Source organism: Streptomyces sp. NPDC055025 (assembly GCF_053608565.1).
Genome location: NZ_JBSGVS010000084.1, coordinates 21,384 through 32,506, shown reverse-complemented (window position 1 = coordinate 32,506; position 11,123 = coordinate 21,384). Strand labels below are relative to the sequence as shown.

Annotated in this window: 9 protein-coding genes; 2 read left to right on the top strand and 7 right to left on the bottom strand. The window is 71.9% G+C overall.

Translation table 11 applies throughout. The features are described from left to right. Positions 1-35 precede the first annotated feature (35 nt). The 3 genes from metX to ACWGDX_RS35230 all read right to left on the bottom strand — a co-directional run bounded on the left by metX (position 36) and on the right by ACWGDX_RS35230 (position 4,222). Positions 36-1,259: a homoserine O-acetyltransferase MetX gene (metX, locus tag ACWGDX_RS35240; RefSeq protein ID WP_453632304.1), complete on the bottom strand. Its 1,224-nt coding sequence runs from the start codon at positions 1,257-1,259 to the stop codon at positions 36-38. A 38-nt stretch (positions 1,260-1,297) separates the two neighbouring features. Then, positions 1,298-2,677, bottom strand: a complete 1,380-nt coding sequence (locus ACWGDX_RS35235) for a bifunctional o-acetylhomoserine/o-acetylserine sulfhydrylase (protein ID WP_453632302.1) — start codon at positions 2,675-2,677, stop codon at positions 1,298-1,300. 432 nt (positions 2,678-3,109) lie between these two features. Next, positions 3,110-4,222 (bottom strand): M24 family metallopeptidase, encoded by a 1,113-nt coding sequence (locus tag ACWGDX_RS35230; RefSeq protein WP_453632300.1) that lies wholly within the window; start codon positions 4,220-4,222, stop codon positions 3,110-3,112. A gap of 499 nt (positions 4,223-4,721) precedes the next feature. Between ACWGDX_RS35230 and ACWGDX_RS35225 the strand changes: the two genes are divergently transcribed. After that, positions 4,722-5,726 carry a phosphotriesterase family protein gene (locus tag ACWGDX_RS35225; RefSeq protein ID WP_453632298.1) on the top strand — a complete coding sequence of 335 codons (1,005 nt, stop codon included), beginning with the start codon at positions 4,722-4,724 and terminating at the stop codon, positions 5,724-5,726. A gap of 162 nt (positions 5,727-5,888) precedes the next feature. Here the strand turns inward: ACWGDX_RS35225 and sbnB are convergent, their stop codons facing one another. The 4 genes from sbnB to ACWGDX_RS35205 all read right to left on the bottom strand — a co-directional run bounded on the left by sbnB (position 5,889) and on the right by ACWGDX_RS35205 (position 9,758). After that, complete coding sequence (gene sbnB / locus ACWGDX_RS35220) at positions 5,889-6,887, bottom strand: 2,3-diaminopropionate biosynthesis protein SbnB (protein ID WP_453632297.1); 999 nt, start codon at positions 6,885-6,887, stop codon at positions 5,889-5,891. Further along, entirely contained in the window at positions 6,881-7,918 is a 1,038-nt protein-coding gene (sbnA, locus tag ACWGDX_RS35215) for a 2,3-diaminopropionate biosynthesis protein SbnA (RefSeq protein ID WP_453632295.1), read from the bottom strand. The genes sbnB and sbnA overlap by 7 nt, the downstream gene beginning before the upstream one ends. 81 nt (positions 7,919-7,999) lie before the next feature. Continuing rightward, the gene (locus ACWGDX_RS35210; RefSeq protein ID WP_453632293.1) at positions 8,000-9,250 is read right to left on the bottom strand and encodes an MFS transporter; all 1,251 of its coding nucleotides are present in this window, start codon (positions 9,248-9,250) and stop codon (positions 8,000-8,002) included. Between the two features lie 289 nt (positions 9,251-9,539). Continuing rightward, positions 9,540-9,758: an MbtH family protein gene (locus ACWGDX_RS35205; RefSeq protein WP_453632291.1), complete on the bottom strand. Its 219-nt coding sequence runs from the start codon at positions 9,756-9,758 to the stop codon at positions 9,540-9,542. Positions 9,759-9,944: 186 nt separating this feature from the next. Between ACWGDX_RS35205 and ACWGDX_RS35200 the strand changes: the two genes are divergently transcribed. Further along, positions 9,945-11,051: a TauD/TfdA family dioxygenase gene (locus tag ACWGDX_RS35200; protein WP_453632290.1), complete on the top strand. Its 1,107-nt coding sequence runs from the start codon at positions 9,945-9,947 to the stop codon at positions 11,049-11,051. Positions 11,052-11,123 lie beyond the last annotated feature (72 nt).

Genomic DNA, 11,123 nt, shown 5'->3' with positions numbered 1-11,123 from the left:
CCCCCTGCCACCCGCGGGGGCGTCCACGCGCCGTCCTAAAACCTTGGTCCAGGTCCGCTCGCACCGGTCAACTCCCGTACCAGCGCGCCGACCTGGTCCGTCTCGATGAGGAAGCCGTCGTGCCCGTACGGCGACTCGATCACCCGCGGCCGGTCCGCGCCCGGGATACCCGCGGCCAGCTCCTCCTGCTGGGACGGCGGGTAGAGCCGGTCCGAGTCGACGCCCGCCACCAGGGCCGGCGCGGTGATCCCGCGCAGCGCGGCGGCCGTACCGCCGCGGCCCCGTCCCACGTCATGACCGTTCATCGCCTCGGTGAGCACCACATAGCTGCCCGCGTCGAAGCGCCGTACGAGCTTGGTGGCGTGGTGGTCGAGATAGGACTCGACCTGGTATCTGCCGCCCTGACGGGGATCTTCCGTGCCCTGTGGCGCACGTCCGAACCGGACGCGCAGTTCGGGTTCGCTGCGGTAGGTCACATGGGCGAGCCGGCGGGCCAGCCCCAGCCCGTTGTGCGGACCGTGCCCCGGTCCTGCGTCGTGGTAGTCGCCGCCGCGCCAGAACGGGTCGGAACGGATCGCGCGTGCCTGGATGGCCGCCCAGGCGATCTGCTCGGCGCTCGCACTCGCCGTCGTGGCGAGCAGCATCAGCGCGCCGGTGCGCTCGGGGAAGGAGACGGCCCACTCCAGGGCCCGCATACCGCCCATCGAGCCGCCGAGCACCAACGCCCAGCGTCCGATGCCCAGTTCGTCGGCGAGGCCCGCCTCGGCGGCCACCTGGTCACGCTGGGTCAGCCGGGGGAAGGCGGAGCCCCAGGGCCGTCCCTCCCGCCCGGCCGAGGAGGGCCCTGTGCTGCCCTGGCAGCCGCCCAGCACATTGGGCGCGACGACGAACCAGCGGTCGGTGTCCAGGGCCCGGCCCGGTCCGATCAGCGCGTCCCACCAGCCGGGCGTGGGATGTCCGGGCTCCGCCGGGCCCGCGGCATGGCTGTCCCCCGTCAGGGCGTGCAGCACCAGGACCGCGTTGGAGGCGTCGGGGGCGAGTTCGCCCCAGGTCTCGTAGGCGATACGGACTCCCGGCAGTTCGGCACCCGACTCCAGGACGAGTGGCCTCGCCCCGGTCCACCACGCGCGGCGGCCCGGCGGGTCCCCCTCCCGCCAGGCACCGGTGGCCGGCGGGAGGGGGACCGCGCCAGGAGGAACCGGACCCGGGGGAACGGCGCCCGGAGGAACGGGACCAGGCGGGGCGTAACCCGGGGGCAGCGGCCCCCGGGGCGGGGGACCCGTATCGGTCCTGGCGTTCAGGACGCGCCCTTCGCCGCGCGGAAGCCGGCCTCCAGGTCGGCCTTGAGGTCGGCGAGATTCTCGATGCCGACCGACAGCCGCACCAGACCGGGCGAGGTGCCGGTCGCGGCCAGTTGCCCGGCGTCGAGCTGACTGTGGGTGGTCGAGGCGGGGTGGATGATGAGGCTGCGCACATCGCCGATATTGGCGAGATGGCTGAACAGCTCGACCGCGTCGACGAAGCGCTTGCCCGCCTCGACACCGTCGCGCAGCTCGAACGCCAGCACCGCGCCCGCGCCGCGCGGAAGATACCGCCGGGCGGCCTCGTACCAGCGGTTGGACGGCAGTCCCGGATAGTGCACCGCGGCGACCTCGTCCCGCTGCTCCAGCCACTCGGCCAGCGCCTGGGCGTTGGCCGAATGACGCTCGATGCGCAGCGACAGCGTCTCCACCCCCTGGAGGAGCAGGAACGCCGACAGCGGCGACAGGGCGGGCCCGATGTCACGCAGGAGCTGCACCCGCAGCTTGACCGCGAACGCGCTCGGGCCCAGGGCCGGCCAGTAGCGCAGTCCGTGGTAGCTCGGGTCGGGCTCGTTGAAGTCGGGGAAACGCTCGGCGTGCGCGCCGAAGTCGAAGGTGCCGCCGTCCACCACCACACCGGCGATGGTGGTGCCGTGTCCGCCGATGAACTTCGTCGCCGAGTGCACGACGATGTCCGCGCCGTGCTCGATGGGCCGCAGCAGATAGGGGGTCGGCACGGTGTTGTCGACGATCAGCGGGACTCCCGCGCTGTGCCCGACCCCGGCGACGCCCTCGACGTCCAGGACATTGCCGCGCGGATTGCCCAGTGTCTCGGCGAACAGCGCCTTGGTGTTCGGCCGGATCGCCGCCCGCCACGCGTCGAGATCGTCCGGGTCGTCGACGAAGCTCACCTCGATGCCGAACTTCGGCAGTGTGTGACGGAAGAGGTTGTACGTCCCGCCGTAGAGCGAGGTGCTGGAGACGATGTGGTCCCCGGCGGAGGCGAGCGTGAGGATCGCCAGTGTCTCCGCGGCCTGTCCCGAGGCCAGCGCCACGGCGGCGACACCGCCTTCGAGCGCAGCGATCCGCTGTTCGAACGCGTCCTGGGTGGGGTTGTGGATCCGGGTGTAGATATTGCCCGGCTCGGCGAGCGAGAAGAGGTCGGCCGCGTGCTGGGTGTCGCGGAAGACGAACGAGGTGGTCTGGTAGACCGGCACCGCCCGCGCGCCGGTGGTGGGATCGGGCGCGGCGCCCGCGTGCACCTGCTTGGTCTCGAACGACCAGGCGGAGGTGTCGGGGCCGTCGGAGACGTCCTCGGGGGTGTGTCCCGCGGTGACGGAATCGATGGGCTGGCTGGGCTGGGCGGGCTGGCTCATGGTTCTCCCTGGTGCGGTACGGCTGGACTGCCGGGCGGAGCGCGGGCTGAACGGGCGGAATCGGGCGAGGGAGTGAGGCGAGGGGGCGCGGAACGGGAGGGTGGGAACGACGGAAGCAGGGCATCGCGGGAAGACCCGCAGGACGGAGGGTACGTACGGCGACGGCGCACGGGGGCGCACACACGCGGGGCGTTGCGAGGCGGGCCGTGGCGGAACGGCGGGTCCGGGGGGCACAGCGGCCGGTGGGACGGCGGCTGTGCCGCCCGGAGCACGGCGTCAGTGTGCGAGGTGACAGCCCGTGCTGGTGACACGCCCGTAGTCCACGTGGCGGCGGGTCACGAGCCGAAGCGTCATGACGTCAGGTAACCACAGCGCGGCGCCACGGACAACCCGCCTGTTCCACGGCCGGGAGGGCCGGGAGAGCCGGTGAGGTCAGGTGAGGACGACGAGTTCACGGCCGGTCCGGTTGAGCCGCTCGCCGCCGTTCCCGGTGCAGATGACGATGTCCTCGATCCTGGCCCCGTAGCGGTCGGGCAGATAGATGCCGGGCTCGATGGAGAAGGCCATCCCGGGCTCCAGCGGAAGCTGGTTGCCGGCCACGATGTAGGGCTCCTCGTGGCTCTCCAGTCCGATGCCGTGACCGGTCCGGTGGATGAAGTACGCGCCGTACCCGGCCTCGCTGATCAGATCGCGGCCGATGGCGTCCAGTTCATGGGCGCGCAGGCCGGGCCGTACGGCGTCGGTCTGGGCGCGCTGGGCGCGCAGCAGCACCTCGTACGCCCGGCGGAACTCCTCGGGCGGCTCGCCCAGCGCGTAGACACGGGTGGAGTCGGAGCAGTAGCCCTCCTCGGTGGTGCCGCCGATGTCGACGACCACCGGGTCGCCCGCCTCGATCACCCGGTCGGACAGCTCATGGTGCGGGCTGGCGCTGTGCGGTCCGGAGCCGACGATCACGAAGTCCACCCGGACATGCCCTTCCGCGATGATCGCGTCGGCGATGTCGCGGCCCACCTCGCGCTCGGTACGGCCGGGGCGCAGCCACTCGCCCATCCGGGAGTGCACCCGGTCGATCGCCGCCCCGGCGCGCCGCAGCGCCTCGGCCTCGGCCGGGGACTTGCGGGCCCGCAGCGCGTACAGCACATCACCCGCGAGCACCTGTCCGGCTCCCGGCAGCGCGGCCCTGAAGGCCAGTGACTTCTCGGTCCACATCCGGTTGTCGAGGGCCACCCGGGTCATGGCGCGCGGCAGGCGCGCGGCGATCAGGGCGTAGGGATCGTCGGTCTCGTTCCAGCCGGTGATCTCGATCCCGAGGCGCCCGGCGGGTGACGCCTGGGCGGCGGGCTTCTCCAGGGCGGGTACCACCAGGAACGGCTCGCCCCCGACGGGCAGGACGAGGCAGGTGAGCCGCTCCAGCGGCTGCGCGTCATAGCCGGTGAGATAGCGCAGATCGGCGCCGGGCGACACCAGCAGGGCGTCGATCCCGGCGGCGGACGCGGCCTCCCTGGCCCGGTCGAGTCGGTCTGCCTGCAAGCTTGTCGTGGTCATCAGCGGGCCTTCCGGGGCGGTCGGGGCCCCGCGTGCGCCCCCGGGGAGGGACGGACTCGGAGCCTCTCGGCGATTCGTCGTCACGGCGGCCGTGGCCGGCCGGATCCTGGCCGAGCGTATCGGCGTCTCGCGCGCGGACGCCCGCGCACACCGTCGAGGCGCTGATCCGGCGCGGACGGGGTACCCGGGGGCCGGAGTCGGCTCACGAGAGGCGCGCGGTCGGCGGGGCGGGGGTGCCGCTGAAGCAGGGGGCGCTCCCATGTGTTCGGTGACAGGACCGTGTGCGCCTAGCGCCGGGAGGATGCGCCTTCACACGGTCGGCGGCAGCGGCAAATCTGTACCGAGGGTGCTCGTGAGCCCATCGCGTCTCACAGGGGTGGAGGGTGTCCACGACGGGCGGCTCCGCCGGAGGGCCGGCCGGGCCAGGTGAGCCCCGCCCCTCCAGTCCGTCCCAGCGCGGCCGATCGCCGTGCGTCCACGCGTGATGCGGGAGCCCGACATGCTGCACGAAACCGTCTCCGCCACGGCCGAGGTGAACACCGTCCGTGGACCCGTGCCGGTCGGCGGACTGGGCCAGGTCCTGATGCACGAGCACATCTTCGTCCTCAACCCCGAGTTCATCGCCAACCATCCCGAACGCGCGGGGTTCCACGAGGCCGAGGCGGTGCCCCAGGCGGTCCGGCGGCTGAACGAACTCGCCGCCACGGGCGTCTCCACCATCGTCGACCCGACGGTGATCGGTCTCGGCCGCCATATCCCGCGGATCCAGAAGGTCGCCGAGCGGGTCGACCTCAATATCGTCGTGGCGACCGGGCTCTACACCTACGACGACGTCCCGCACTTTCTGAGTCTGCGCGGTCCCGGCACACTGCTCGGCGGTGACGACCCCCTGGTGGAGATGTTCGTCACCGACATCACCGAGGGCATCGCGTACACCGGGGTGAAGGCCGGCATCCTCAAATGCGCGACGGACGTGCCCGGGGTGACCCCCGGGGTGGAGCGGGTCCTGCGGGCGGTCGCGCAGGCGCACCGGGCCACCGGCGTACCGATCCTCACGCACACCCACGCGCAGTCCCGCCGCGGCATCGAGCAGCAGGACGTGTTCGCCGCCGAGGGGGTGGATCTGACCCGGGTGGTCATCGGCCACTGCGGCGACACCGTCGACCTGGACTATCTGATGTCGATCGCCGACCGGGGCTCCTTCCTCGGTATGGACCGCTTCGGCCTCGACGTACTGCTGCCGTTCGAACAGCGGGTGGACACCGTCGCCGCCCTGTGCGCGCGGGGGTACACCGACCGGATCGTGCTGGCGCACGACGCGTCGTGCTATCTGGACTGGCTCCCGATGCGCGATCTGCCCGTCCTCCTGCCGAACTGGCACTATCTGCACATCTTCCGGGAGGTGCTGCCCGCGCTGCGCCAACGGGGTGTCACCGAGGAGCAGATCACCACCATGCTGGTCGACAACCCGAGACGGATCCTCGAATGCCGGGGCGGCTACTGACAGGCGTGGTTCGCCCGCCAGCAGACCCATCTGGACGTGTCGCACAACCGGCCGTACGAAACCCGCCCCGGGGGGAGGCGGGTTTCGCCGTCACGTACGGATCGTGCGCAGGGATCGCGCGCACGGATCAGGCGCACGGGTCGCGTACGGATCGCGTACGGATCAGTCGGGGGCCGGGAGGAAACCGGGCAGCCGCGTCCCCAGGGAGAGGGCTTCCGCCCGGCGGCGGACCAGATCCGCGACCGCGAGGTCGAGGACTCCCAGACCGAACGGGGAGAAGACGGTGACCCGGTCCTCGGCGCGCCGGCGCGCGTCGGGGTCCGCGAGGACGGCGCCGATCGGTGCCTGGATGAAGTCGCGGCCACCGGTCCGCTGCTCGGCGAGATGGAGCGAGGTCGCCTCACGGCAGACATGGTCGGCGTCGTCGACCACATTGACCGCCGCGAGGACGGAGTCCGCGGTGAGGTCCCGCAGGGAGAGATGGAGGACCAGTGTGCCGGGACGGCACGCCCCGGTGGTCAGATACGGGGTGGCGGCCGTGGTGGCGAGGCTGACCAGACGGTGCGCGGCGAGCGCCTCGTCCGCCGTGCCCGCCGAGGAGACCTTCAGATCGGGCCACTGCCCGGCGCAGCGGTCGGCGAACGCACGCGCGCGGTCCTGGTCCAGATCGAACAGCGTGACCTCCGCCAGATCCGGCAGGGCCGTCCGCAGGAAACGGAGCACCTCGAAGTTGATGACCCCGCAGCCGACGAGGGAGACCCCGGTGTCGGGTGTCCGCGCCGTGAGCGTGGCGGCGGCCAGGGCCGCGCTCGCCGCGGTGCGCCGCGCGGAGATCACCGAGCCCTCCACGAACGCCTCGGGCATTCCGGTGGCCATCGAGTTCATGATGATCGCCGCCGACGCGCGCCGCAGACCGGCCGCCACATTGCCGGGGAACGAGGAGACCCATTTGACCCCGCCCACCGGCGTCTCGCCGCCCAGATAGGCGGGCAGCCCGATGATCCGGTTGCGCCGGTCGTCGGGGAAGCGCAGGAAGACGGAGTGCGGCAGTGCCGTACGGCCCTGGTCGTGCAGCACATAGGCCCGGCGGACCGCCTCCAGGACATCCTTCTCGGCACCGTCGAGGACCTGGTGTACGTCCTCGGCTCCCAGGATCAGCATGGCGCCACCCCCATCTCGGACATCTCCGACTTCTTCTCCTTCCACAGGTGTGACACGTCACCGAAGTGACGGGTGACCCAGTCGTCGTTGTAGATCGTGTCGAGATACCGCTCGCCCCGGTCGGGCAGGATCAGCGCGACATTCGCCCCCGCCGGGATCTCCTCGCTCATGGTCGCGAGGGCCGCGATCAGCGCGCCCGTCGAGCCGCCGGCGAGGATCGCCTCGCGGGACGCCAGCCTGCGGCAGCCGACCACACAGTCCAGATCGGCGACATGGACGACCCGGTCGGCCAGACCGTCGCGGTAGAGGCCGGGGCGGACCGCCGCGCCGTGGCCGGGGATCAGCCGGGGGCCCGGGGGGTTGCCGAAGATGGCGCTGCCCTCGGCGTCCACCGCGACCACCGTCACCGGCAGCCGGTGCTCCCGTACGTACTCGGCGCAGCCGCGCAGGGTGCCGCACGAACTGGTCGCGCAGAAGAGGTAGTCGAGTCCGCCGGGAAGGCTCTCGACGATCTCTCCCATGGTGTTCTGATGGGCCCGGGGGTTGAGCGGGTTGGAGTACTGGTCGGGCCAGTACGCGTGCCGGATCAGACTGGTGAGTTCACGGATCCGGCGGATACGGACCGGAAGGTACTCCCCGGTCGCCGGGTCGGTCTCGCTGACGACCTCCACCTCGGCCCCGAGCGCCCGCATGATCGCCACGTTCTGGCGGTTGGTCCGGGGGTCGACGACACAGATGAACCGGATTCCGTAGTACGCGCACACCTGGGCGAGGCCGATGCCCAGATTGCCGGAGCTGGACTCGACCACGACCGAGCGCCCGGGGACGATCCGGCCGTCGCGGATGCCCTCGCGCAGCATCTCCAGCGCGGACCGGTCCTTCATACTGCCGCCGGGGTTGTGCGCCTCCAGCTTGGCGTAGGTACGGAACGGTCTGGACGGGTCGAGCCTGGCCAGTTCGACCAGCGGCGTCGCTCCGATGGTCCCGAGCACTCCGGCGGGTCGTACGGATCCGGTGTCAGACGGCAGCATGTCTCGTCCCCGTCCAGGGGAGTCGCGCTCCGAGCATCGTGCGAAACACGGTTGTTCCTCCTTGGTAGTGCACCGGTCTTGTCAGGAATCCACCGAGTCAGCGGTGCTCCGCCGTACCGAGCGGGAGAAGGTCGCGGCGCAGGCCAGCAGAACCATCCAGACGGCGAGGGCGGCGGCGGCCCGGCGCGGCCCCACCGCGTCGAGCAGCAGCCCGCCGACAAGCGCGCCGACGGGCAGGGCTCCGGCGGACAGCATGCTGGTCGCCGCGAGGACACGGCCGCGCAGCCGGTCCGGGGTGATGGCGAGCTGGTAGCTGCCGACCGCGACGTTCCAGACGGGCCCGACGAACCACATGGCCGCGTAGGCGGCCGTGAGGACCACGAGATCGTCGGCGTACACGATGACGCCCATCAGCACCGCCCAGACCCAGTTGGCCCCGATCACCAGGGCGGCCAGCGAGAATCTGCGGCCGAACCAGGTGGCGGTGAGCGAGCCGAGCACACCGCCGGCGCCGGCGGCGCCGACCATGACACCGATCCCGGCCGAGGAGGCCCCGGCGGCGGTGGCCATCACGATGACGATCAGGAACAGCGCGCGGAAGAGGAAGTTGCTCCCCGCGACCAGCAGGGTCGTGGCCCGTACGAACGGCTGGTCCTTGAGCCAGACCAGCCCTTCCCAGACCTGGGAGGCCATCCCGCCGGTGCGCCGGGTGGTCCGCTCGGCCTCGAAGTCCTTGCGCACGAACAGCAGGGTGACCAGCGCCGCCAGATAGGACACGGCGTCGAGCAGGAACGGGACGGACCGCCCCACACCGAAGAGGATGCCCCCCAGCGGTGTACCGAGCATGGTGGCCGCCCGGCCGCGCGCCTCGTTACGGGACAGCGCCTGCCGCAACTGGCCGGGGCCGACGACATTCGGGACCGCCGCGTGCGCGGCCAGCCCGTAGAACACGGAGAGGGTGCCCTCGGCGAATCCGACCAACAGGATGTGTGCCAGGCGCAGTTCGCCGAGCGCCAGCGCCGCCACGATGCTCGCGGCCCCGACGCAGCGCAGTACGTCGCACCAGATCATCAGCCGCTTGCGGTTCCAGCGGTCGACCAGCGCGCCGGCCGGAAGCTGGAACAGCAGGGCGGGCAGCAGGGCGAAGAAACCGGCGATGCCCGCGTCGGACGCCGAGCCGGTCAGGGCGAGTACGAGCAGGGGGTAGGCGACCGTGGAGGCGGTCGAGCCGACGGTGGAGACGGCCGAGCCGCTCCAGAGCAGCATGAAGTCACGGTTGCGGTGGAGCGGTGTCACCGGGCCGTCGGGCGGGGACTTGGCGACGGTGGTCATCGCGTAACCCCTCCCGCGGAGGCCGGTACGCGCCCTTCGGCGTACCGGCCCGGCAGATCCGGGGCGTGCCGCGAAAGCGGCGCCGTCCGCCCGGGGGGCGGGTTCGCGCCCGCCGCGGCGCGGCTGCCGTCACCGCGGTGCGGGCGTCGCGGGCCGGGCGGGACTTTCGCAACACGCCCTCGTTCGGGGGTCGTTGGCATATTCATCAGTCAGGCACCTCGGCCAGCGGGGTCCGGTACGGGTACGGCGGGCAGGACGGGCGGGGCGGTTCAGGCGTGGGCAGGGCGGTTCAGACCTGGGCGGCCCGCTCCATCTCGCGGCGCAGGCTGAGCGGGCGCATGTCGGTCCAGACGGCGCCGATGTGGGCGAGGCAGTCCGCCCGGCTGCCCTGGGTGCCCTCCGCGTGCCACCCGAGCGGCAGCGCGCGGTCGGCGGGCCAGACGGAGTACTGCTCCTCGTCGTTCACGACGACCTGGTGCGTACGCTCGTCGGTGTGTTCCTCGGCCATGGCGGCCCTCCTCGGCTTCACGGTCGCGTCATGGACGCCACAGGTCGGTGGCGACGGAAGCGAGCCTGCCGGTGGTTCACCGCGGCTTGCAGAGAAGAAAGCGCAGAGTGGCGGGCACGCGCGCTGCCGACAGTGCTGCCGCTTGTTCTCTCGTTCGGGCGCGGCCCGCCGCTGAGGCTGAGGCGCATGAATGCGAACTCATCCGCTCCCCCAGCCCCGCCCGCCCGCGCGGATTCCGGACGGCGGTCCGCCCCCGGGCCCGCCGGACCGGCCTCCGCACCGGCCGCCGCCTCCGGCACGGAGCCCGGCGCCGCGTCCGGTACGGGATCCGGTACGGCGTCCGCCACGCCATCCACCCTTCCCTTCGTCGTGCCGGCCGAGACACCGGGCACACCGGTGGCCGAATTCCTGCCGGACGCCCGCCCGTTCATCCGCCGGCGACTGCGCGAGCACGGCGCCGTCCTGCTCCGCGGTTTCGACATCGGCGGTGTCGAGGGGTTCGAGGACGTGGTGCGGGCGGTGTCGGGCGAGCCCCTCGCCTACGCGGAGCGCTCCTCGCCCCGCAGCACCATCAAGGGGCAGGTCTACACCTCGACGGACTATCCGCCGAGCGAGGAGATCTTCCTGCACAACGAGAACTCCTACCAGGCCACCTGGCCGATGACGCTGTTCTTCTACTGTGTACGGCCCCCGGAGACCCTGGGGTCGACCCCGCTCGCCGACACCCGCAGGGTGCTGCGCGCCATCGATCCCGCCGTACGCGAGGAGTTCGCCACCCGTGGCTGGATGGTGGTGCGCAACTTCATCGAGGGCTTCGGGGTGCCCTGGCAGCAGGCGTTCAACACCGACGACCGCGACGAGGTGGCCCGTTACTGCGCGCGCAACGGTGTGGAGGTGGAGTGGACGGGCGCGAACGGGCTGCGCACCCGGGCCCGCAGGAAGGCCGTCCACACCCACCCCGTCACCGGCGAGGAGGTGTGGTTCAACCATCTCTCGTTCTTCCATGTGACCACACTGGCCGAGGAGATCTGCTCCGGCCTGCGGGAGATGTTCGACGAGGACGAGCTGCCGACCAACACCTTCTACGGTGACGGCGAGCGCATCCCCGACGAGATCGTCGCCCATCTGCGGAGCTGCTACCGCGCCGAGCTCCGCCGCTTCGACTGGCAGCGTGACGATGTGCTGCTGGTGGACAACATGCTCGCGTCGCACGCCCGTGAGCCGTTCACCGGCCCCCGGAAGATCGCCGTCGCCATGGCCGAGCCGTCGGACGCGGTCCCCGGTCCGGTCTGAGCGCGGCTCCCGGGTCAGGTCTGAGCACCACGCTCCCCGGTCCGGTGTGAGCGCCGCGTTTTCCCTCCACGG